The 21,206-nt window shown below is 50.8% G+C and carries 23 protein-coding genes; 7 read left to right on the top strand and 16 right to left on the bottom strand.

The window, feature by feature from the left end:
• Positions 1-23 precede the first annotated feature (23 nt).
• From IEY53_RS20990 to IEY53_RS20980, 3 genes are all read right to left on the bottom strand, one after another.
• Entirely contained in the window at positions 24-986 is a 963-nt protein-coding gene (locus IEY53_RS20990) for an NAD-dependent epimerase/dehydratase family protein (RefSeq protein WP_189028467.1), read from the bottom strand.
• A 76-nt stretch (positions 987-1,062) separates the two neighbouring features.
• Positions 1,063-1,620 (bottom strand): TetR/AcrR family transcriptional regulator, encoded by a 558-nt coding sequence (locus tag IEY53_RS20985; RefSeq protein ID WP_189028465.1) that lies wholly within the window; start codon positions 1,618-1,620, stop codon positions 1,063-1,065.
• 134 nt (positions 1,621-1,754) lie between these two features.
• A complete protein-coding gene (locus IEY53_RS20980) occupies positions 1,755-3,539 on the bottom strand; it encodes a helix-turn-helix transcriptional regulator (protein ID WP_189028463.1) in 1,785 nt (594 codons plus the stop codon).
• Positions 3,540-3,738: 199 nt separating this feature from the next.
• On the opposite strand from IEY53_RS20980, the gene IEY53_RS20975 reads away from it, so the two are divergent.
• The 4 genes from IEY53_RS20975 to udk all read left to right on the top strand — a co-directional run bounded on the left by IEY53_RS20975 (position 3,739) and on the right by udk (position 7,048).
• Positions 3,739-4,650 carry an ABC transporter ATP-binding protein gene (locus tag IEY53_RS20975; protein ID WP_189028461.1) on the top strand — a complete coding sequence of 304 codons (912 nt, stop codon included), beginning with the start codon at positions 3,739-3,741 and terminating at the stop codon, positions 4,648-4,650.
• Positions 4,647-5,582, top strand: a complete 936-nt coding sequence (locus IEY53_RS20970; RefSeq protein WP_189028459.1) for an ABC transporter permease — start codon at positions 4,647-4,649, stop codon at positions 5,580-5,582. The genes IEY53_RS20975 and IEY53_RS20970 overlap by 4 nt, the downstream gene beginning before the upstream one ends.
• A gap of 25 nt (positions 5,583-5,607) precedes the next feature.
• Complete coding sequence (locus tag IEY53_RS20965; protein WP_189028457.1) at positions 5,608-6,303, top strand: DUF4097 family beta strand repeat-containing protein; 696 nt, start codon at positions 5,608-5,610, stop codon at positions 6,301-6,303.
• Positions 6,304-6,412: 109 nt separating this feature from the next.
• On the top strand, positions 6,413-7,048 hold the full coding sequence (gene udk, locus IEY53_RS20960; protein WP_189028455.1) for a uridine kinase: 636 nt from the start codon (positions 6,413-6,415) through the stop codon (positions 7,046-7,048).
• A 146-nt stretch (positions 7,049-7,194) separates the two neighbouring features.
• On the opposite strand, the gene IEY53_RS20955 is transcribed toward udk, so the two are convergent.
• From IEY53_RS20955 to IEY53_RS20920, 8 genes are all read right to left on the bottom strand, one after another.
• The gene (locus tag IEY53_RS20955; RefSeq protein WP_189028453.1) at positions 7,195-8,598 is read right to left on the bottom strand and encodes an amino acid permease; all 1,404 of its coding nucleotides are present in this window, start codon (positions 8,596-8,598) and stop codon (positions 7,195-7,197) included.
• 24 nt (positions 8,599-8,622) lie between these two features.
• A complete protein-coding gene (gene mmuM / locus IEY53_RS20950; RefSeq protein WP_189028451.1) occupies positions 8,623-9,561 on the bottom strand; it encodes a homocysteine S-methyltransferase in 939 nt (312 codons plus the stop codon).
• 25 nt (positions 9,562-9,586) lie between these two features.
• Positions 9,587-10,801, bottom strand: a complete 1,215-nt coding sequence (locus tag IEY53_RS20945) for a cystathionine gamma-synthase family protein (RefSeq protein ID WP_189028449.1) — start codon at positions 10,799-10,801, stop codon at positions 9,587-9,589.
• A 210-nt stretch (positions 10,802-11,011) separates the two neighbouring features.
• On the bottom strand, positions 11,012-11,281 hold the full coding sequence (locus IEY53_RS20940) for a hypothetical protein (protein ID WP_189028447.1): 270 nt from the start codon (positions 11,279-11,281) through the stop codon (positions 11,012-11,014).
• 101 nt (positions 11,282-11,382) lie between these two features.
• Entirely contained in the window at positions 11,383-12,204 is an 822-nt protein-coding gene (locus IEY53_RS35920; RefSeq protein ID WP_189028445.1) for a methyl-accepting chemotaxis protein, read from the bottom strand.
• A gap of 21 nt (positions 12,205-12,225) precedes the next feature.
• A complete protein-coding gene (locus tag IEY53_RS20930; RefSeq protein ID WP_189028443.1) occupies positions 12,226-12,735 on the bottom strand; it encodes a hypothetical protein in 510 nt (169 codons plus the stop codon).
• A gap of 41 nt (positions 12,736-12,776) precedes the next feature.
• Positions 12,777-13,592: a sugar phosphate isomerase/epimerase family protein gene (locus IEY53_RS20925; protein WP_189028441.1), complete on the bottom strand. Its 816-nt coding sequence runs from the start codon at positions 13,590-13,592 to the stop codon at positions 12,777-12,779.
• 45 nt (positions 13,593-13,637) lie between these two features.
• Positions 13,638-14,507: an EcsC family protein gene (locus IEY53_RS20920; RefSeq protein ID WP_373293898.1), complete on the bottom strand. Its 870-nt coding sequence runs from the start codon at positions 14,505-14,507 to the stop codon at positions 13,638-13,640.
• A gap of 200 nt (positions 14,508-14,707) precedes the next feature.
• Between IEY53_RS20920 and IEY53_RS20915 the strand changes: the two genes are divergently transcribed.
• On the top strand, positions 14,708-15,787 hold the full coding sequence (locus IEY53_RS20915) for a GIY-YIG nuclease family protein (RefSeq protein ID WP_189028439.1): 1,080 nt from the start codon (positions 14,708-14,710) through the stop codon (positions 15,785-15,787).
• 68 nt (positions 15,788-15,855) lie between these two features.
• Here IEY53_RS20915 and IEY53_RS20910 read toward each other — a convergent pair whose 3' ends face one another.
• The 3 genes from IEY53_RS20910 to IEY53_RS20900 all read right to left on the bottom strand — a co-directional run bounded on the left by IEY53_RS20910 (position 15,856) and on the right by IEY53_RS20900 (position 17,822).
• Positions 15,856-16,191: a zinc ribbon domain-containing protein YjdM gene (locus IEY53_RS20910; RefSeq protein ID WP_189028437.1), complete on the bottom strand. Its 336-nt coding sequence runs from the start codon at positions 16,189-16,191 to the stop codon at positions 15,856-15,858.
• 56 nt (positions 16,192-16,247) lie between these two features.
• The gene (locus IEY53_RS20905) at positions 16,248-17,012 is read right to left on the bottom strand and encodes a hypothetical protein (protein ID WP_189028435.1); all 765 of its coding nucleotides are present in this window, start codon (positions 17,010-17,012) and stop codon (positions 16,248-16,250) included.
• Between the two features lie 126 nt (positions 17,013-17,138).
• Positions 17,139-17,822 (bottom strand): Crp/Fnr family transcriptional regulator, encoded by a 684-nt coding sequence (locus IEY53_RS20900; protein ID WP_189028434.1) that lies wholly within the window; start codon positions 17,820-17,822, stop codon positions 17,139-17,141.
• 107 nt (positions 17,823-17,929) lie between these two features.
• Between IEY53_RS20900 and IEY53_RS20895 the strand changes: the two genes are divergently transcribed.
• Positions 17,930-18,781, top strand: coding sequence for a leucine-rich repeat domain-containing protein (locus IEY53_RS20895; RefSeq protein ID WP_189028432.1), 852 nt, complete (start codon positions 17,930-17,932; stop codon positions 18,779-18,781).
• Positions 18,782-18,845: 64 nt separating this feature from the next.
• On the opposite strand, the gene IEY53_RS20890 is transcribed toward IEY53_RS20895, so the two are convergent.
• Positions 18,846-19,550 carry a TioE family transcriptional regulator gene (locus IEY53_RS20890; RefSeq protein WP_189028430.1) on the bottom strand — a complete coding sequence of 235 codons (705 nt, stop codon included), beginning with the start codon at positions 19,548-19,550 and terminating at the stop codon, positions 18,846-18,848.
• Positions 19,551-19,773: 223 nt separating this feature from the next.
• Between IEY53_RS20890 and IEY53_RS20885 the strand changes: the two genes are divergently transcribed.
• The gene (locus IEY53_RS20885) at positions 19,774-20,631 is read left to right on the top strand and encodes an alpha/beta fold hydrolase (RefSeq protein WP_189028428.1); all 858 of its coding nucleotides are present in this window, start codon (positions 19,774-19,776) and stop codon (positions 20,629-20,631) included.
• Here IEY53_RS20885 and ybiA read toward each other — a convergent pair.
• Positions 20,624-21,190 (bottom strand): riboflavin biosynthesis intermediates N-glycosidase, encoded by a 567-nt coding sequence (gene ybiA / locus IEY53_RS20880; RefSeq protein ID WP_189028427.1) that lies wholly within the window; start codon positions 21,188-21,190, stop codon positions 20,624-20,626. The genes IEY53_RS20885 and ybiA overlap by 8 nt on opposite strands.
• Positions 21,191-21,206 lie beyond the last annotated feature (16 nt).

The raw sequence follows: 21,206 nt of genomic DNA, 5'->3' as shown, positions 1-21,206 counted from the left end.
CAGAGACAACACCAAACTGCCCGTTATCGGCTCATCAGCGAATGAATTGTGGCTGTGATCCCTTCCTCAAACGAAGTGGACGGGATGGGCCCGATCAGACGTTCATACTTCCTGCCGCTTAATCTAAGCGGTTCCTTGGTTAAATAGAGCATTTCAACGATTTCTTTCATCACCGGAATAAACACCCCCAGGATGGATAATCCGACGGCACCGACTGGGAGCACTGCTTTGGAGGTTCCGCTGGCCTTGCGGGCGATTCGCACAATGTCCCGGCCCGAGATCACACCTGCACCCGGAATGTTCCAGTTCTGCCCGTAAGCTTCTTCCCTGCCCGCGAGCTCAACCATCATTACCGCCGCATCCGGAAGATAGACATATTCGCGCGGAACCGTCATGTTGCCGATGAACATACCCGGTTTGCCGGAGGCAATCGAAGCCAGGGTGGAGCCTAGGTAAGAGGCTTCATTTGCTGTAGGCCCATAATAATCAGGCAGCCGTACGATCATACCTTTAACCTGGTTCGGGCCTGGACTGAAGAACATGCGCTCAAACTCCAGCTTCACTTTTCCCTTACGGGTATGCGGATGTTTCGGATAATTCTCGTCAATCGGCTGCTCATCCGTTCTTTTCCCATAAGGATAAATGCCATCCACAGCAACAACCTTCACCCCGCGTTTGTTCGCCGCCTGCATTACCGCCTCTCCCATGGGCAGCAGCTTCGTACTCATTTCATGATAAGGAATGGAAGCACTATGAAAAATAACGTCCACCCCCTGCGCCGCTTCATAAACATCATTTGAATTGAACACATCACCAGTCCGGAGTTGCAAGCCCGTTGGGTTGCCGAGTACTCCTGCCAGCTGTTCCAGCTTGTTCATAGACCGCCCAAAGGCTACCGTTTCAACGCCTCTTTTTAAAAGCTCCGCAATAATGACCGTTCCTGTACCGCCCGTTGCACCAAGTACCAACGCTTTGTTTAACATCATTTATTCCTCCTCGGATTTAGTTATTGATTAGTCACTACTTATGAATCGGAATAATCCAAGGGCATAGCCCCCAGATCTACTCTTGTTCCAAATGTTTCGGCTTCAGCTCAGGCATTTCAAGTGACATCGCAATGTTGCAAAGCATGCCGTTCGCCATAAATGTGCTGACCAGCACTTCCGGATGATCCAGTCCGGCAGCAGTGAACTTGCCTTCGACAAGACCCGTGACCTTGCGCATTCCATCCTGCATAGCTCCGCGAATGGCTTCATCCCGAATCCCTAAGGCCTGCACCTGCAATATAATCTCATTCGGGTGCGTCTCCATCAATTGCTCGTACACCTGGATGGCCTCCCTGAGTACCTGATCCCCTGCCGTCTCAAGCCCTTCAAACGCACGGACGATCCGGTCAAAGGCCCGCCCAAGAGCAGCCACAAATAACTCTTCTTTATTCTTAAAAATCTTGAACACATAAGGCTGGGAGATTCCAACCTGTTCAGCCACCTGTGCGGTGGTTGCCCGGTAATACCCATGTTCCGCAAAAACAGCAACAGCTGCCTCCAAAATCTGCTCCCGGCGGTTCACAGCGGTTGCTTCTTCTCCTTTGCCCCGGTTGGGACTTGACGGTCTGGCCATGGCAGCCTCCTTATCCAACAAATTTCAGTTGGTTATTGGTCAATCACTATATAAATGGAGTATAAACCTCTCTACTCAGAAATGCAACTCCTAATTGCAGCTCATTACAATTAGGAGTTGCCCACACTCGGATGTTACGGGATTAACCGCTCCTCTATGATCTTCTCCACCGCTTCCTCGCGGCTTCCGACCTGCAGCTTTAAATAAATCGAAGAAATATAATTTCTAATGGTTCCTTCCGAAAGATGCAGATTCTGGGCAATCGTCTTATTGCGATGTCCTTGGGACAGCCCTTGAAGAACATCCAGCTCCCGCTCTGTAAGATCATAAGGATTATGCGGCACGTTCAGCTTTTGATCATGGAACAGATGCCCGGCCACATCTTGGGAAATCATGGTCCCGCCCCCGTTGACCAGACGGATTGTAGCCGCCAGCTCCTTCGGATGAATCGATTTGAGCAGGTAGCCCTCCGCCCCCAGCCTAAGCGCCTCGGCAGCGTAGGATACGTCCTCAATCGTGGTAATCATAATGACACGGATCTCCGGCCAGGACTCCTTAATCAATTTGGTGGCGCTCATCCCATCCAGCACCGGCATATGAATATCCATTAGAATCAGATCGGGCGGATCGGCCCGGCAGATCTCCAGGGCTTGTTGGCCGTCTCCGGCGGCACGAATGTGGAAATCTTTCTCCTCCCCCAGCAGCAGCCTTAGACTCTCACGGATCAAGGGCTGATCATCCACGAGCAGAATGTGAATCTGCTGGCTGCCTTCATGGGCCTGATTTGGAAGGATGCAGGTTACCAGGGTGCCGTCCTCCTCCTGTGAATCCAGGTAGAGCTTTCCTTGCAGTGAAGCCAGCCGCTCCTGCATGCCTGTAAGGCCGAATCCATATTGAAACTGCGCCCTGCCTCTTCCATTATCCTGTATTTGCAGCATGACCTGCACCGGATCATACTGCAGAACGACCTGGATGGAGCTGGCCTGTCCGTGCCGGCTGGCATTGGTCAAAGCCTCCTGCAAACAACGGTATAAGGTATGCTTGGCCTGCTTCATCACGGAGTAAGGCTCCCCCATCGTACGAAAAAAAACGCGAATCCCCGTATTGGACTGGAATTGCTCCACAATCTGAATCAGAGCGCGGTCCAGCGGCAATTCCTCCTCAAGCGGGTCCATTTGATGAATTTGCCGGCGGATATCCTCCAGGCCTGTTCTTGCCAGCTCCAGAATCCCCTGAAGCTTGACCTCGCCTTGCTGGGAATTCAGGTACGGCTTCATAGTCTCCATTCCCAGAATTATCGAAGTGAAGCTATGCCCGATGGTATCATGCATCTCCCGGGCCATACGGTACCGCTCCTCCAGCAAAGTCATGCGTTCGATCTGGGAAGAATACTGTTGCAAAATAACATATTGTTCTTTCGTCAAAGCAAGCTTTTGCCGGATTGCATTGATCGCTCCCGCTCCCTTTTGCAGCGCAAACCCCACTCCATATACAAACAGAGCGTCTGTCGTTATTTGCCAAATAAGCGGGTGCGATAAGGATAACATTACCGAATCTGCCGCGCTTACCATATACGCAGCCATGGTGAGCGGCAGCGCAATATAATGGGCTTTCCCCCGGCTATAGAATGCAATCGTAAACACAGCCGGAAGGAACAACCGGGTCAACCCATACTGATGGACAAACAGAAGACACAGCCCTCCGGTAAGCAAGACTTCAACAGCCAGATACCGCGGGTAAGGGCCGGGCACCAATACATAAGAAACTCCACTGCAAAGCAGAAGAACCACCAGCACGACCGAAAAAGGAAAATCCGGTTGATCCCGGTACATCAACAGGAGCACCGATGCACTCCACAGGATTCGTGTGGTGAGTATTGTCCAATCCTGCCACGACCATTGCTGCTTCAAGACCTTCATTCCTGCAACCCCACTCCCCTATATGACCGGACCTGTGCCCGGTATGACCCTCAGAATTCCTTGTCACATCAAGCTTGTGACAGTGTGTCACTGTTCATTATGACTGCACCGCTGCTACATTGGTGGCGGATGTAATGAACCTGATAGATATGGAAAATTATATCTTACAAACCACAATCGGAAAAGGGAGGGCTACTCATTGCCGCTGCTGCAAATTCAGGATCTTACCAAAAAGATCGGCAAAAAAATACTGGTAGACCATTTAACGCTGGAGATGGATAAAGGGGAGATTCTGGGCCTGCTGGGCCCAAACGGAGCTGGAAAAACCACCACCATCCGCATGCTGGTCGGGCTAATCTCGAAATCGGAAGGGCAGGTGCTGATCAATGGCTTGGATACCAGCCAGCATTTTGAACAGGCGATGGCCCAGGTAGGGGTAATTGTGGAACAGCCCGATTTATACAAATATCTCTCCGGCTATGACAATCTCATCCTGTTCTCCAGAATGTCCAAAGGAGTGACCCGGCAAAGAATCGACGAAATCGTGCAGTGGGTAGGGCTTGCGCACAGCATCCGAGACAAGGTCAGCTCCTACTCGCTGGGCATGCGGCAGCGCCTGGGCCTGGCTGTTGCCCTAATGCATAAGCCGCTGCTGCTGCTGCTGGATGAACCGACCAACGGCCTGGACCCCGCAGGCATCCGCGAGCTTAGAGAACATCTGAAGCTTCTGGCCCGGCAGCAGGATGTGGGAATCGTGATCTCCAGCCACCTGATGTCGGAAATGGAAATGATGTGTGACCGGGTAGCGATTCTGCAGAAAGGAAAGCTGGTTGGCGTCCAACGTGTCTCCGATATGGTTCAGGATGAGCATGCCCAGGTGCGGTTTGAAGTTGACCGTCCCGATCTGGCGGTTCAGCTGCTTCAGTCCTTATTATCCGGCGAGCAAATTGATGTAGAACAGGAGCAGCTGCGTGTCCGAATTCCCAAGAACCGGATTCCTGAAATCAGTCAAAAGCTGCTGGATGCAGGCATTAGTGTCTATGGGGTAACTACCATCAAAAGAACGCTGGAAGACAAGTACATCGAGATCACGGGAGGGGAGCCTCATTGAATCTGTTAATTCAAAATGAAAATCTGAAAATATACAAAAGAAAACGTACCTGGATTCTCATTGCCATAGTGGCCTTGTTCGTCCTGCTCCAGATCATTAACCTGCATACCTCCGGCAGCCCTGCCGCCTCTGAGGATTGGCGGGCGCAGTTGGAACAGGAGAACAGTTGGCTTACAGAGGAAACATCCGCTCCCGATGCGCTGAACATTGAGATTAGACAAGCAGAGAAGCAACTTTTGCTGAACCAGTATCATCTTGACCATGGAATCCCCCCGCAGCAGAGTGCCTGGAATTTTGCGGTCGATCAGGTGGGCAATGTAGTCTTCGCCATCTCACTGATCGCCATCATCATTGCCGGTGAAATTGTCGCTGCCGAGTTTGCATCGGGAACCATCAAGCTGTTATTGACCCGGTCGGCTAGCCGGACCAAGATTTATTGTGCCAAATATATCGCCTCCATCCTGTTTGGACTCGCTTTAGCCTTGCTTGGTCTGCTGTTATCCATTTTGTTTGGCAGCCTGATCTTTGGCTTCGGCGGTTTGGATCATTCCTATCTGTATGTAAGTGATTCTGCCGTAGGAGAGATCCCCCTGCTGCAGGCATTACTTGGCAGTTATCTGTTCCACCTGCCGTTTATGGTGCTGACTGTCACCCTGGCTTTTATGATATCAGCCGCTTTTCGCAGCACGACCTTTTCCATTGTCATTTCCCTGCTCGCTTCAGTAGCCGGATTTGTTATCGCTATAGCTATGAATGGCTGGGACTGGACCAGGTATTTTGTTTTTTCCCACACCGACCTTACCCCCTACATTTGGGGTGATCCGCCTGTCGGAGAGGTGAGTCTGGCTTATGCGCTCGTCTTTGTCCTGATTCATCTCGCCGTCATGCATTTGGTCTCCTACACGGCCTTTGTCAAACGCGATGTAACTTAAATAATAATTTTAAAGGAGTATCCTCATGAAATTCATCAAATATGCATTGATTGTGTCAATAGTACTGCTTGTAACTGCATGTTCGGGGGGCGAAGAAAAAACAGCAACCCAATCCCTTGAATTGGACGCGGGTGGACTGACCCAGCTTACGATTGAGAACAAAAATGGAGAGATTGAAGTTACAGGATATACCGATTCGGAGCGGATTGAAGTTGCGGCCACGGTGCGGACCCAGGGATTCCGGATGAAGGAGCCGAAGCTTGAGCTGCGGAAAGAGGAGCAAACCGCTTATTTGGATGCCTCGTTCCAAGCCCAGTTCGGGGCCATGGGGGTAGCTGCCGTCGATATGGAGATCAAGATTCCCCGGCATCTGGGACTGGAGCTGAAATCCCACAAGGACGGGAAGCTGCGGATCTCTGATCTGGATTCCTCCATCAAGATCAACAATGTGAACGGGCATATGGAAATTATAGACTCCAAAGGGCCACTGACGATCCATAACAGGGATGGAGATATCCTGGTGCGAAACCTCACGGCCGACCTCAACATCCATAATCTTAACGGAGGAATCACAGTGGACAAGGTTAACGGCTCGGCTGTAATTGCAGTTGGAGACGGGACACTGGACATCGATCATATCACCGGGGATGTGCAGATTTCCCAGTCTGGGAACGGTGAGATTCGTGTCGGCGAAGTACAGGGCAAGGTCATCCAAGATTAATTTCTAAAATTGCCAACTTTGAACACCCGTTGCGGGATGAAAAAAAACCTGCGCTGTGCTACAATATTGGAATTGCAACGGCAACGTTTAGGAGGTTTATTGAAACGCCATGCTCATTATTGGTATCGCCGGCGGCACCGGTTCAGGTAAGACTACGGTAGCACGCTCTGTCATTGACCGGCTTGGATCAGGTAAAGTGACTTTCATATCCCAGGATAACTACTATAAAGACCATTCTCATCTTAGTTTTACCGAACGCGGGTTGATTAATTATGATCATCCGTTCGCTTTTGACAATGAACTGTTAATTCAGCACCTCAAGGAACTGAAGCAGGGCTTGCCTGCACAAGCTCCAGTCTATGATTTCACAGTTCATGCCCGTTCCACTGTCCTGACAGAAGAGCTGGTACCGAACAATATTGTCATTCTGGAAGGCCTGCATGTGCTGTCCGATGAGAAGCTCCGGGAAATCCTCGACATTAAAGTTTTTGTCGACACCGATCCCGATGTGCGGATTCTCCGCCGGGTCCTGCGGGATATTGAGGAACGCGGGCGCACGATCCAATCGATCCACCACCAATATTTAACCACGGTCAAGCCGATGCATGAGGCCTTTATCGAGCCTTCCAAGAAATACGCCGATTTGATCATCCCTGAAGGCGGTGAGAATGAAGTGGGCATCCAGCTCCTCTCCATTCTCACCGAGAAATACCTGACGGGTGACCAGAAATGGAACGGGGCTTAACCACAAGCGGGACAAGCCCTTGTGCAAGGACCAGAAAAGGATGCTCCAAAGTCAAGTAAGCGACTTTGGAGCATCTTTTTTGTTGTGTGGCGCGGGGGAACCGTAACTGGGCGCTAACATGTATCCTGCTCCAAAACCGAAGAGGGTTAAGGCTGAGCGCCTGGAACCGGACGTTTCCTTCTATTTTTCACATAATAATACACATAGCAGACAGCGACAAAAGGAACTCCGTAATAGAGCGCCACACGTTGGGCGGGATCAAAATAGAGTCCAATGCAAGAGATCAGACATAAGATAAACGCGGCGATGGGCACAAACGGATACAGCGGCGTCCTGTACTTCAAATCTTCAAGGCGGCCATTTGCTCTGAGATAATGCCTTCTGAACATGAACTGGGAAGCTGCAATCGACATCCACACAGCGACTACGGCGAACCCGGAGATGCCAATGAGCACAATGTATACGGTATCGGCCGCAACTACGCTGGAAAGCAGCGACAGACAAGCTACCAGCATACTGACAATCAACGCATTAAGCGGTACACCCCGGGCTGTAATTCTGCCGAGTGCCGGACTGATCATATTCTCCTTGGAAAGTGACCATAACATACGGGTAGAAGCATACAGACCGGAATTGCCTACCGACAGCAGTGCGGTAAGAATGACAAAATTCATGATGTCTGCGGCGTAAGGAATCCCGATCCGGTCAAAAATATGCACAAACGGACTCTCGATCACACCGGCTTTCTGCCAGGGAATAAGTGCTGCCAGCACAAAGATGGCTCCGACAAAAAACAGCAGGGTGCGCCAAACTACATTTTTGATCGATTTGGGGATATCCTTGTCCGGATTCTCGCTCTCCCCGGCCGTAATGCCGATCAGCTCTGTCCCGGAGAAGGCAAAGTTCACTGAAATCATCACGAATAAGACCGGAAGCATTCCGTTCGGGAACAATCCTCCCTCCCCGGTGAAATTAGACAGGACAGCGGCGTTCTCCCGGCCTTCCATCGGAATCAGACCCAGGATAACTCCGCCGCCAATAAGGATGAACAGGATGATTACAATAATTTTGACCCCTGCGAACCAGAACTCCGACTCCGCAAAAAAGCGGACAGACACCGCATTAAAGATAAACAGCAGCGCAGCAAAAAATGCGCTCCAGATCCACACCGACACATCGGGGAACCACCGCTGCATCAGAATGCCGGAAGCCGTAAATTCCGAGCCTACCGTCACTACCCAGGTGAGCCAGTACAACCAGCCCACCGTAAACCCTGTCGCCGGCCCCAGATACTTGGTGGCATAGGATTGGAAAGAACCCGTGACTGGCATCGCTACGCTGAGTTCACCCAGGCACAGCATGACCAGATACATAATCAGTCCCCCGATTAAATAGGCTAAAACGGCTCCACCCGGGCCCGCCTGATTAATCGTATAGCCGGAGCTTAAGAAAAGTCCGGTGCCAATCACACCGCCAAGGGAAATCATAAATAAATGTCTGCTCTTCATTTTCCGGACCAATTCGGGCTGTTCTTTGTTAGTGCTACCCATTCCCATCCATCCTCCGCCTTAAATTTATCTGGCCCACTTGGCTATTGTCCGAATATCTTCAGGTGTGGTGCGGCAGCAGCCGCCAAGCAGCCGGGCGCCTTCGTGATACCAGCTTTTTGCACGCTCTCCGAACCCTTCCTGACAGGAAGCGCCTTGCCAGTTGCGCGTGCCCGCATCATATTGTTCACCTGAGTTGGGATAGACAAGGACCGGCTTTTTCGTATGCAGGCTTATCTGGCCAATCAACGAACCGATGTATTGGGGTGAGGTACAGTTCACGCCAAGCGCAGCTACTTGTTCATGCTTGTCAAGCCACGTTGCGCAGTCGGCTATAAGCTCCCCATTGCTGGTATGCAGGCCGTCTTTGGCGCTGAAGCTGATCCAGGCATAAGCTCCTGGGAATTCCTCCAGTAATTTCACAATCGCTTGCGCCTCCAGCAGACAGGGTAGGGTTTCGCAAGCGAGGATGTCGGCTCCAGCTTCCAGCAGCAGCTTCATGCGCGGCCGGTGAAAGTCCATCAGTTCTTCCTCCGTAAGCTTATAGTCCCCCCGGTATTCCGATCCGTCTGCCAGAAAAGCGCCATAAGGCCCTATAGACGCAGCAACCAGCGGACGGGGACGGAGACGTTGGCGTTCTTCCGGCAAGCCTGCCCAGAATCCCTCTCTGGCCTGTACAGCAAGCTCTACCGACTTCCGGATCAGCTCCGCAGCTGCTTGCCCGGATAGACCTTGCCGCACAAATCCGTCAATAGTCGCCTGATAGCTGGCTGTAATGGCACAGTCAGCACCGGCTGCAAAATAATCCGTATGCACTTGTCCAATCAGGTCCGGGTTCTCCAGCAGGATTTTGGCCGACCATAGCGGATCATTAATATTGCACCCCCGGTGCTCCAGTTCGGTTGACAGGGCGCCGTCCAGAATAAGCACCGGAAACTCAGCTAGAATATGTTCGATAGGATTCACCATGCAACGCTCCTCGTTCAATAAATTAGGTTGTGTAATGAAGACGCTCCGACTGCAGGTAAGCAAATGCCTGGCGGAGATCCTCGATCAGATCCTCCGTATCCTCGATGCCGACGGAGATCCGCAACAGTCCTTCGGAAATACCCAGCGCCTTCCGTTCTTCGGGGGTACACTCCACATGGCTTGTGGTGCGGGCCGGGCCGTATATCGTTTCTACAGCACCCAAATTTCCGGCTCTGTTGGCATATTGCAGCCGGGAGAGCAGACATTTGATGCCTTTCATTTCGTCTTTAAGGACAATGCTAACAATGCTGCCGTAACCCCGCATTTGTTCCTTGGCTATGTCATGGCCGGGATGTGTGGAAAGGCCCGGATAATAGACAGCTTCGACAAGTGGTTCCGTCTGCAGGTATTGGGCAATTTCCATGGCACTTTTCACTTGCTGCTGTACACGCAGTTTTAGGGTTTTGGCCCCTCTCAGGATGAGATAGGCTGACCATGGGTCCATGTTCGCCCCGTTGATCTCACGGTAATGATAAACTGCCTTCATCAGCTCCACGGAGCCGCAGACTACGCCCCCCATGGCGTCCGCGTGACCGCTTATAAATTTGGTAGCACTGTGAATTACAATATCCGCCCCCAGAGCCAGCGGGTTCTGCTGAATGGGTGTGGCAAATGTATTGTCCACGAGAACCAGTGCTCCTGCGGCGTGTGCCGCTTGAGCCAGACGCCGGATATCCGTGATTTTGAGGGTCGGATTGGTCGGGGTCTCCAGATACAGCAGCGTGCAGCCCTTGGCAATCTCCCGCTCAATCTGTTCCTGATCTTCCGTCGTACACAGCTCAACGCCGACCTGAATATTCGGCAGAAATTCGGTAAAGACCTTATTCGTCCCGCCATACGTATCCTTCAGCGAAACCACCCGGTCCCCGGGCTTAAGAAACGTGTACAGCGTACTGCTGATAGCTGCCATTCCCGACGAGAAAGCAACTGCCGCTTCTGCACCCTCCAGCATACGTATTTTCTCTTCCAGAGATTGAACGGTAGGATTGTCCATACGGTTATAAATGTATCCCGGCCGCTCGCCCATTGCGGCTTCGTACCAGACATCCACATCCTCGTAGTCGTAGGCAACGCCAAGCATGACAGGGATTTGTGTGGACCCGAAGGCTCTGAATTCCTTCTCCCCTGCCCAGACCGCCCGGGTACCCATGCGTGCGTTGTCCATTTCCTTGCCCATTTTTGTACCGCCTTTCGTTCTCTGGGTGTGTTTTTGTATATTGTATACAGTATACAGATTAATGCATGTGCTGTCCTGTATGAGAATTAGGAATTTTACAAATTTAAAAGAAGCCCATCCTGTTTGGGATTAGGCTCCTAGTCCGGTGATGCACACCAGAACAGCCCGCCAAGCTTAAGTGGCTTGGCAGGCTGCACGGGATGGCGGGTCTTATTGATTGTCGCCCTGATTAACCGGCGACATCCGGCTCTTCTCGTCTTCCAGAATTCCTTCTAAATATTGCACTCCCTGGTCATCCAGAGTCTGCTCCGCCTGCCGAATTGCTTCTTCCGCATGTTCCAGACTGTTCGCGGCCTGCGCTGTTGTCTGCTCATTCGGATGGCTCAGGGCCTGGGATACGGCACCATGCAGCCTACTCACGGAATTCTTCACTTGGGCTGCGGTGTTGTTGTCCTGCAAGCTGGAATCGTAATGTTTCATGCGTGAGAACCTCGCTTTCTAGAGTGCACCTGTTCTCTTGTAGCATGGATAGGAAGAAAGGTTCTTATGCATGTCATGAAGAAGTTCATGCCAGTATTCACTTATTGCATGATCGATTCGATAAAAGCAGTCATCTCATTGCTTGTGTTGTTCAGCCGCTCGATTACCTCACCGAATTCAGTGACAAGTTCAGCCTGCGTATTGGACGCAGCGGCCACAGCCTCCAGCTCCTGCTCCATTTGCTTGATGGACTGCTGGACACCGCTGAGGGATTGTTCAATATTCTGCGTGGCATCCTTCGTATGTACGGACAGCTTGCGCACCTCCGTAGCTACGACTCCAAAACCTGCCCCCAGCTCTCCTACCCGGGCAGCCTCTATAGCAGCGTTCAAGCCCAGCAGATTCGTCTGCTCGGAAATCTCGCGAATGAAGCCGGCAACCTTATTGACCTCCCGGGAATCGGCTACCGCCTTGCGTGTATTGTCCAGAATCTGCGTAGAGGTCGCGGACAACTGCTGAGATTGAGCGGCAACGTTCTGAACCATATCGACCAGACGCCCGCTAATCGCCTGGATCTCATCCGTAAGCCGCTCCATTTGCGCCTCATTCTCCAGCGTATAGGCAATGGCCAATACACCAATCACCGTCTCATCCGGCCCATACAGCGGCACCCCGGAAGAAATAACGGTATGCCCATAGACTTCTGCCGGGATACGGTTGACACTCGCCCGCCCCTGCAGCGCATTCGTCAGTGTTGGATCTTCACTGGAGACAGGGCTCCCTTTTTCCAGGGCCAGATCAATATTTTTGCTCGGTGCATAATAATGAAAAATTTCCCGGTCCGTGATGCCAATCATAATATCCTGTGCATGAATTAATTTAAAATAAGGGGCAGCTGCAACCAACGCATCAATAATATTCATCTGTTATTCATCTCCCTGAAGTTATGGTATGCCCATTTTATCGACAGCTTCAGGGGTGAAATGTAGAGAAAAATTCCAATTTACCGAATGGTAACGCTTCATTGTTCCGGGTATTCCCAACTGGACATCCGGAAGCAGCCGGAGCTGTAGCTGTACACTGTTGGCCTCGGAGAGCAGGGGAGCTGCTCTGCCTCTCGTTTCGTGCCACAGGCCCGTTTCTTTCAAACCAAAGGCATTTTTGCCTCTCATTCTGGGCCACAGGCCCGTTTCGCTCAAACCAAAGGCAGTTTTGCCTCTCATTCCGCGCCACAGGCCCGTTTCGCTCAAACCAAAGGCATTTTTGCCTCTCATTCCGCGCCGCAGGCCCGTTTCGCTCAAACCAAAGGCATTTTTGCCTCTCATTCCGCGCCACAGGCCCGTTTCGCTCAAACCAAAGGCATTTTTGCCTTTCGTTCCGCGCCACAGGCCAGTTTCTCTCAAACCAAAGGCATTTTTGCCTCTCATTCTGGGCCACAGGCCCGTTTCGCTCAAACCAAAGGCAGTTTTGCCTCTCGTTTCGCGCCACAGGCCCGTTAGCTAAATCGGGCACGGAGCCATGCTGCAGATTGCTCCATATAGGCAAGCTGGTCCAGCGCATCAAAATGCTCGATGGCCAGCGTATCCACATAACCGTACGCTTTCAGACGCTTCAGAATTTCTTCAATGGCGATGATGCCAGACCCGACCGGGGACGGATAGAGAGCTGTGCCGTTAAGGGTGATTTTGGGCTTTCCGCCATTCCGTTCATCCAGCGCATGGTCTTTACAATGTACATGGACGATTCTCACCTCCAGCTTCGCATAGGCCTCCAGCTCATCTTCAGCGCTGTAAATAAAGTTCCCCGTATCAAAGGTGCAGCCCAGCTGCGGAACCCGGTCCAGGAACCACAACAATTGATCCGCAGTAGCGAACGGGGCCCGGACATCGTCGAAGTCCTCCATTGTAACCACGATGTTCTTTTGTTCCGCATAGCTGCACATCTCCTGCAAAGCCGCTGCCATCCTCAGAAGGGCCCGATCCCGGGTTCCCGGGCTGGCCGATTCATCGATAAAACCGGGGATGGCCAGCACTTTTGGTGCACCGAAAAATTCAGCAGCATCAATAAATCTCAGGCCGGACTCTACATCCGGGTCATTCCCGTAATCAAAAAAGGCGTACATGGAAGCCACAGCCAGCCCAGCTTGCGCCAGCTGCTCCCTCAGTTCCCCGCGTCCCGGCTTGACCTCGGCCAGATCGAGCTCTACCGCATCAATGCCGAACCCTTTGATTCGCTTGAGCACCTCCGCCACCGTTAATCCCCTCTGCCCGCTTGCTGCGAGAACATGGCTGTAAAACACTGAAATTTGCATGAATGCAGCCTCCACATCTTTATCATGTTTACCCTTGTCCTGATGCTATACCCCGCTCTCCTTCAGCCGCTCCAGAATCCGTCTCTTCCGGTACAGCATCCTGGCGGCTTCCGCCACCTCACCCAGTGCTTTCCGGTTCGTATACGCGCCAAAGAACATCCCGGCTACCGGGATGGTTTGCAGCAGCTTTTTCCAGCCCCAGTTGTCGCGGTAGACGGTGATTACCTCTTTCCAGCCTTGAATCTTCGAGACCGCAGCTGTTGTAGCAGCCCGGATGTCACCGTCCCCGCCTGCCTGCAAATTCAATTCTTCTAAAATAGTCCGCTTGCCCACTACATCCGAGGAGGCGAACTGCATCACTTTAACCGTAAAGATCCGTTCCGCCTTGTCTGTAGGATCATACCCATAACAAAGGGCAATCTCCTGGATCACCTTCAAGGACAACCCCAGTATAGCCGGGATGTCGGCTGCCAAGGTAAATACCCCGCCGAAGCCTGTTGTTGCCCCTTGCGCAGTCGCGGCATTCTGCCCGCTCTCCGACAGCTGAAGTGCAGCTGCATCCATTGCAGCGAGAGAGTACGGACCGTCATCCGGTCCTCCCGTTGCCAGGCTGGCCTTGGAGACCAGTGAGCCCACTTTTCGTCCGGCCACCAGATAGTTTCCGCCATTCTGGATGTATCCGCCAAGCTCGTCCAGAAGCTGGCCCACCTTCTCATGAATAAATTTCGGCGTTACCTTATCCAGCAGCTTGAACGGCAGACGGGTGATGCGGTCCCAGATCATCAGCTTATTCTGTTCCTTTTCCCATTTGACGATTTCAGACAGCGCGGAGTGCAGTTGTTCCGGCGTCTCCAGATGTGTTGCGGTTGGTTGATTGTCGGTCATGTCGTCATCCCCTTTTGGCAGATTGGTCATCTATTGTTTAGAATCACTACGAACGTTCCCTGTATCACGGTGCATAATATTTTTTCAGGCTGATTCTTCTCCTATTTGTATACCCGAATTCCCGGGCCCTGCTCTCCTATCCTCCATAATAGATTTAATTCACCGGCATGAATTCATAGACTATAATGAAGACACAGGTTTAACCACATGATGGCGACGGAGGAATTCGTATGAATCTAGCTGAAAAAGTCACCAGCCTCCCCTTATCACCCGGCGTGTATCTGATGAAGGACAGTCTGGGCCATATTATTTATGTCGGCAAAGCCAAGTCTCTCAAAAAAAGAGTCCAGTCTTATTTTCATAATGCCAAATCACACTCTCCCAAAGTAAAGCGGCTTGTCCAGCATATCAGAGATCTGGAGGTTATCCTGACGGATACCGAGTTCGAAGCCTTCCTGCTGGAATGCAGCCTGATCAAGCAAATCAAACCGATGTATAATAAAAAAATGAAAAACCCCTTAGCCTATACCTATATTATCATACGGACAGCCCGTCCCTGCCGGCAGATTGAGCTTTCCTATGACCCCGGTGAACCGGGCGGCAATCTTTGTTTTGGCCCTTATACCAGCAGAGGTACTGTGGAAAGAGCGGTGCTGGGACTGAAAGAAAGCTTGCACATTCTGTGCAGCAGTCCTCATATCAGGAATTCTCCTTGTCTCAATCATTCGCTCGGCCTGTGCCTTGGTGTGTGTACCGGAACAGCGGACGCCGTAAAGCGATATGAGGACATTCTAGATCGTATTATTGCCTTATTGAATGGAACTGACACGGGAATTCTGAAGGAGATGGAGCAGCGGATGGCCGGGGCAGCGGAACGATTTGATTTTGAGACGGCAGCCAAAACCCGCGACTCTATCGCAGCGGTCAGCTCCCTACTTCATAAGGAAAAAATCACCCGGTTCGCCCAAGAGAATCAGAACCTTGCTGTCTTTGAACCGATGGATGAGCACCACTCCAAGCTTATGCTGATTAAGGGCCATCGAATGATTGGGGCGGCCAGAATCGCCACCGGGCACCTTGGTACAGAACAGCTCCATTCTGTTGTACAATCCGCAATAATGGAGCATTTCAAGCTGCCTTCTGCTCACCCCTCCCTCCCCCTCAGCCGGGATGACATTGACGAGGCCCAGATCATTTATAGCCATCTGCAGGGCAATTCCTGCCGTTATATCAGCATTCCCGGGGAATGGCTTGCCGGAGGAGACACGCCCGCATTAAATGCAGCGGTTGCCGAACTGATCGAAGCCTGATAAACAGATGACTTACACGCAACAAAAAGAGCCAACCCCTGAGGGCTGGCTCTTTTGCTGACTGCTCATTAGATCTTTTTGACAAACTCGGATTTCAGTTTCATGGCTCCGAAGCCGTCAATTTTGCAATCAATATCATGGTCTCCGTCCACCAGACGGATGTTTTTCACTTTGGTACCAATCTTTAAGACCGATGAGCTTCCTTTGACCTTCAGGTCTTTGATCACACTTACTGAATCGCCATCGTGCAAGACGTTGCCGTTGGCATCCTTCACAATTTTGTTTCCCTCATGGTTCTCCGCTTCCAGCGTCCACTCATGCGCACATTCCGGACAAACCAGCAGGCTTCCGTCTTCGTAGGTGTATTCGGAATTGCACTCCGGACAATTGGGCAGATTAGACATTTCGCTAGGCTCCATTTCTATCTGTGGAGGGCCTGGTCAGGCGCCTCACAGCAACTTTAGTAGTTAGAGTACTTGTCCTGGTATTGATCTAAAGATTTCGTAAAAGCATCCAGGTATTTCTCGCCCGCAGCGATTTTTTTATTGGCTGCAGAGAACATTCCAAACTTGACATTCGGATTATAAAGAACCTTCTGCATCATAGTAAACCCCTCCAGTTGGAGCCGGGTACCCTCCAAAGACAACTTGTGAATCTTGACCAGCTCAGGGTTGGCAGGAGTCACTTTCTTGAGTTCAATTCTAAACTTTGTATAGCTCGGAACAATTATCGTGTTAAATGAGATGTAAGCCTGCTTCCTGTTGCTGCTGTCCACGATATTATGTTTGTTGTATTCAGTGGTAGCTTTCTCTTCTAATTCTGCGGCATACGTCAAATCATCATAATATTGCTGAAGATCCAGCAGTTGCTGAGGCAGCTGTGTATCTTCCGTCACATAAAACGTAAATCTGAGCTCATCGTAGTCACTTGTAGAGGAGACAATTACATCTGCGACTCCTTCCGAGACCCCCGTTACTTCTAGGCTTGTAAGATCTCCTGAAACCTTAAGAACCGATTCGTCCGAAGACTTTACAACAATTGCCGGTATCGAATCATAAGTTTCAGAACCTTTGGGATCGACCGCCATTTCGACAGTTTCACCTGCATACAGGTCCTCTCTCTCCACATATACAGCCACATAATCCAGCAAATCTCTGCTTGCTGCAAAAGCGCTGATTGGAAAAAGCAATACCATGGACATCACTAACAAAACTAGCTTCTTCATAAGTACCCACCTTATATCATTTATATTTATAATTTGTTATTAATTGTATGGTAATTTATAAATTAATTCAAGAAAATTATGGTAGGCCATTAGAACTATTGTTTCTGTTTTCAAATAGTCCTTTCTCTAATCCCCTTGTCTATACTCAAGCAAATACCCTGGGTCCAGTACGGTAATCTGTTGCTGACGGATGTCGATGATCCGGTGATCCTGCAAATCCTTCAATACAAGGGTAGTAGTCTCACGCAAGGTTCCAATCATATCGGCAACTTGCTGATGGGTCAGTCTAAGATCAATATAATGCCTACCTTGCTCTTGTGCGCCGAACCTCTGATAGAGCCTGCCCAAGGTAAAAATCGTGCGCGCCCTGGCATCATAAATCTTCATTTCGTGAAGCATCCGGTTGGAGAGGATTAGGCGGTCCATCTGAAGCAGCAGAAAACGGTTGTTCACCGCCGGGTAATCGGCAAGCAGACGTTCAAACGGTTCCCGCCTGATCTCAAACACCACCATATCACTCATGGCAACGGCCGATAGTAATCTTATATTCGATGGATGAATAACTTCCAAATCTCCGAAGAAGTCCCCTTTTCCGAAAAGGTCCACCGTATGCTCTCTTCCTTTTGTCGTAGCAAACACTCTTAGAATTCCCGTATGGATGACGTATGCATTAGCCCCCGGATCTGATTCTGCAAAAATCAGCTTCCCCTTAGAATACGCTTTACGGGTGAATAATCCGCAGACTGTCCCGATCTCCTCCGGGCTTAATCCCTGGAAGAGCGGAATCTCCGCCCAAAACGAGTCTTCCATATCAAAATCCCCTTCTGCATAACAAATTAGATTTGTATGCCATCATACAGATAATAGATCAAAGTCCTGCTATATTCTATCGTAGCGCTGCAAAAGGAGAGATATTCATGAAATATAATTTTGATGGAAAAGGACTGACTGAAACGCCGGCTATCGTCTTCGAAACCCAAAACCTCACGGAGCTAAGTCTTTATAACAATCAGATTTCGGAGATCCCTGAGCGGCTTTTTATTCATGATACATTGGAAGTGTTAAATTATGCAGACAACAATATTGAAATGCTGTCCGAGGAGGTCGGGCGTTTGGTTCATTTACGGATGCTGGATCTGGGTCATAATCGCATGAAGGTTCTGCCTGGGGGGATTGGCAAGCTGCAAGGATTGGATTCTTTTTTATACCTCAGCAATAATCAGTTCGAGCAGCTGCCCGAACAGCTCTGTGCTCTTGGGCAACTTAAGTATCTAAATGTGACGGATAATCTGCTGAAAAAACTGCCCCGCAACATAGGTGATCTAAAGAGTCTGATCGAGCTGCGGGTATACAATAATCAGCTGGTTAGTCTGCCCGACTCCATCACCCAAATCAGCAGTTTAAGAGAGCTTCATGTCTATGGCAACCATTTAATGAGCCTGCCGGAACATTTGGGGGCACTGGAAGAACTGCGTGTACTGGATGCCAATGATAACCGGTTAACCGAACCCCCCCCGTCCCTCGGCAGGCTTGGCAAATTAAGGCGGCTAAGCTTTAGAAAAAACAAAATCAACCAGCTTCCCGAAGAGATCGGTGCATTGGACAACCTTATAGAGCTGGATTTGAGAGACAACCTTCTGCGGGATCTGCCGGACTCCATCCTAAGGCTTGAACGTCTGGAGAAGCTTGATCTAAGATGGAATCACCATTTGCAAGCAAACGAGAACCTGGAGCAATTGGAACAAAGAGGATGTATTGTTTATAGATAAGGACCATAGAGCGGCGTCCGTCTTACGGGCCAGCATTCTTCTATAACGTTGTCAGTCAGAACACTTAAAGTAATCCTACTACGCCGCACAGCTCCATAAGCTCATGTACACCACTGTACTGCTGGCGGTTGCGGAGATGTATGCTTATCAGCGCATTCTCGGTGACTTGCTTCGCTTGTTCAATGTTGTAATGCTGGACGGCCTCCACAATGTCTCTCATCCGCTCCAAATAATACACGGTTCTCCGCAAGGTGCGGATGAGCAGAATTTGCCGAACATGCACAGGAGTATACATACGATATCCATTGTCGGGATCTCTTTGCGGCAGCAGGAGCCCTTCACGCTCCCAGTGGCGGATGGCCGAAGTCTCCACATGGGTTAGAGCCGCCACTTCGCCGATAGTCATTTTAGCCGGGATCGTTTTGCCTTTGAACAGCGTTAAGTCGGGAGCTTGCAGCAAGGCCAACGTCTGGTCAGCCATTTTTTTCTCTTCCTGCAGACCGGCCTGCTCAGCACTCACCAACCATAAGGCTTGATCCAGTTCTCCTTGCTGAATATAACGAAGCACCTCATAGGTTACTTTGTAGCCGAAGCCGGGAGTCATCGCCCGCAGACAGCGGAAATAGGCCAGATGCAGGCCGGTGTACAGACGATAGCCGTTCTCTGACCGCTCAGGTGCCGGTACAACACCCCAAGCTTCATAATGTCTCAGCGCACTGGTGCTGATATTCAGCTCCTTGGCGATATCTTTGGGTCGGTAATAGGTCATTTCGTCACCTCATGACAGGTAGGAGTTGTCTCCTAAGCTACCAAAAATCACCCTCCAACGCAAACCTTAAATTAAAAGCTTAAAGTGCTTTGACAATCTTTTTTGAATAACAATATTAAAAAACAAGCCCTTCCATCACCTTACTTTCTCACTTGCATCAATGTTGTATATTCGTTTATGTAGGACGATTTCAACTTATAGAATGAAGGGGAGGAAGCTGTACATGATTGAAGTAACCATGCATGACGTGGCTGTAATTGAAGCGGAGGTGCAGGGCACAGGGCCGGACTTGCTGCTGCCGGTCAATCCACATCCGGCAACAGGGCCGCAGGCCGAAGAAATGCTGAAATGGGGAGCAGATCCGGCACTCGGACGTTCACTTATCGAAGGGCTCAGCAGCCATTATCGTGTCATTGCTTTTGACTATGAGGGTCATATCCAACAAACACCCAAACCGGAAACTCTGACACCGGCTAACATCTCCAGCGACTTTCTGGCGATTGCCGATGCGGCAGGGGCGCCGCACTTTGCCTATTACGGTTATTCCTGGCTCGCACTTAGCGGCATGCAGCTGGCCCTTCGGACGAACCGGCTGTCGGCGTTAATTATGGGCGGATTTCCGCCTATCGAAGGTCCCTACAAGGAGATGTTGCGGGTTACCGCCGCCACTTATGAAATGGCTGCCTCCCCGGCTGCAAGTTCCCCCGGCATCGGGGATGCCTGGGGCGGTACAACGTTCGACTGGTCCACCGTTGAAGTGACGATGAGCGAAGCACAAACTAAGCAGTTCGTTACCTTATATCAGTCGCTGCAAGACTTTGAGGATCGGGCAGTACAATCTTCCATTTCTTGCCCCCGTCTCTGCTTTGCCGGTTCTGCCGACAGGATCGAATATGGCGAGCGCTGGGGCAATGTTACCGTGAATATCGCCGGCCCTCTGCTCAATCATCGCCATGAGCTGGAGGCGTTAGGATGGAAAGTGTCGGTGCTTGAGGGGCTCGATCATACCGGAGCTATGCAGGCAGCTAAAGTTCTGCCGCTCCTTCGCCCTTGGCTCGACTCCAAACTGCTCTCTATTTAGCTCTCTCCTCTGCCTCTGCAAGCATAAGATCTCTCACCTCGGCCAAAGCAAAGCCCAGCAGGTTGTTCCCTCTCCATTTCATGGGGTTCTCCACTTCGGGGTGGTCCTTGGCCATGCCGATTCCCCAGATACGGTCTGCCGGGCTGGCCTCGACCAAAATACGGTTTTGGGTTGCTTTCAGAAAGCTGCCGAGTTCCGGGTTCTGCGTGAATTTGGCAAAATTTCCACGTTTGACGATATCATAGCAGGTTTGGTCCCACAACTTCGCGTCAAACGGGGTAACCGCCCGGCCATATGCCTTCATTGCTTTGGGATGCCCAGCCTCCATAATCTTCTTCAGCATCTCCTTGTCCCCGAACAGCCGTGCCTTCTCCGCCATCATATACTGTTCGGTACAGGAGTATTGTTCATGATCCACGGTAAACGGGCTGGTGAACCATTGGCTGAAACAGCTCTGATTGATACTGCCGCCGGCAGGCGGCGTATGCCCCCAGAAGAATAAGAACTTGAACTTCTGTCCTTTCCGGTACGCTTGCTGCAAATCCTCTAAATGATACATTAGCCAAAAACCTCCT

Origin of the sequence: Paenibacillus albidus (genome assembly GCF_014644435.1) — a bacterium.
Lineage (GTDB): Bacteria > Bacillota > Bacilli > Paenibacillales > Paenibacillaceae > Paenibacillus_AQ > Paenibacillus_AQ albidus.
This window is presented reverse-complemented; position numbering and strand designations above follow the sequence as displayed.

Excerpts from the sequence above, each read along its gene's own strand:
- IEY53_RS20990 (WP_189028467.1), bottom strand. The coding sequence starts at position 986 with ATGATGTTAAACAAAGCGTTGGTACTTGGTGCAACGGGCGGTACAGGA.
- IEY53_RS20985 (WP_189028465.1), bottom strand. The coding sequence starts at position 1,620 with ATGGCCAGACCGTCAAGTCCCAACCGGGGCAAAGGAGAAGAAGCAACC.
- IEY53_RS20980 (WP_189028463.1), bottom strand. The coding sequence starts at position 3,539 with ATGAAGGTCTTGAAGCAGCAATGGTCGTGGCAGGATTGGACAATACTC.
- IEY53_RS20965 (WP_189028457.1), top strand. The coding sequence starts at position 5,608 with ATGAAATTCATCAAATATGCATTGATTGTGTCAATAGTACTGCTTGTA.
- udk (WP_189028455.1), top strand. The coding sequence starts at position 6,413 with ATGCTCATTATTGGTATCGCCGGCGGCACCGGTTCAGGTAAGACTACG.
- IEY53_RS20955 (WP_189028453.1), bottom strand. The coding sequence starts at position 8,598 with ATGGGTAGCACTAACAAAGAACAGCCCGAATTGGTCCGGAAAATGAAG.
- IEY53_RS20945 (WP_189028449.1), bottom strand. The coding sequence starts at position 10,801 with ATGGGCAAGGAAATGGACAACGCACGCATGGGTACCCGGGCGGTCTGG.
- IEY53_RS20940 (WP_189028447.1), bottom strand. The coding sequence starts at position 11,281 with ATGAAACATTACGATTCCAGCTTGCAGGACAACAACACCGCAGCCCAA.
- IEY53_RS35920 (WP_189028445.1), bottom strand. The coding sequence starts at position 12,204 with ATGAATATTATTGATGCGTTGGTTGCAGCTGCCCCTTATTTTAAATTA.
- IEY53_RS20925 (WP_189028441.1), bottom strand. The coding sequence starts at position 13,592 with ATGCAAATTTCAGTGTTTTACAGCCATGTTCTCGCAGCAAGCGGGCAG.
- IEY53_RS20920 (WP_373293898.1), bottom strand. The coding sequence starts at position 14,507 with ATGACCAATCTGCCAAAAGGGGATGACGACATGACCGACAATCAACCA.
- IEY53_RS20915 (WP_189028439.1), top strand. The coding sequence starts at position 14,708 with ATGAATCTAGCTGAAAAAGTCACCAGCCTCCCCTTATCACCCGGCGTG.
- IEY53_RS20910 (WP_189028437.1), bottom strand. The coding sequence starts at position 16,191 with ATGTCTAATCTGCCCAATTGTCCGGAGTGCAATTCCGAATACACCTAC.
- IEY53_RS20905 (WP_189028435.1), bottom strand. The coding sequence starts at position 17,012 with ATGAAGAAGCTAGTTTTGTTAGTGATGTCCATGGTATTGCTTTTTCCA.
- IEY53_RS20900 (WP_189028434.1), bottom strand. The coding sequence starts at position 17,822 with ATGGAAGACTCGTTTTGGGCGGAGATTCCGCTCTTCCAGGGATTAAGC.
- IEY53_RS20895 (WP_189028432.1), top strand. The coding sequence starts at position 17,930 with ATGAAATATAATTTTGATGGAAAAGGACTGACTGAAACGCCGGCTATC.
- IEY53_RS20890 (WP_189028430.1), bottom strand. The coding sequence starts at position 19,550 with ATGACCTATTACCGACCCAAAGATATCGCCAAGGAGCTGAATATCAGC.
- IEY53_RS20885 (WP_189028428.1), top strand. The coding sequence starts at position 19,774 with ATGATTGAAGTAACCATGCATGACGTGGCTGTAATTGAAGCGGAGGTG.
- ybiA (WP_189028427.1), bottom strand. The coding sequence starts at position 21,190 with ATGTATCATTTAGAGGATTTGCAGCAAGCGTACCGGAAAGGACAGAAG.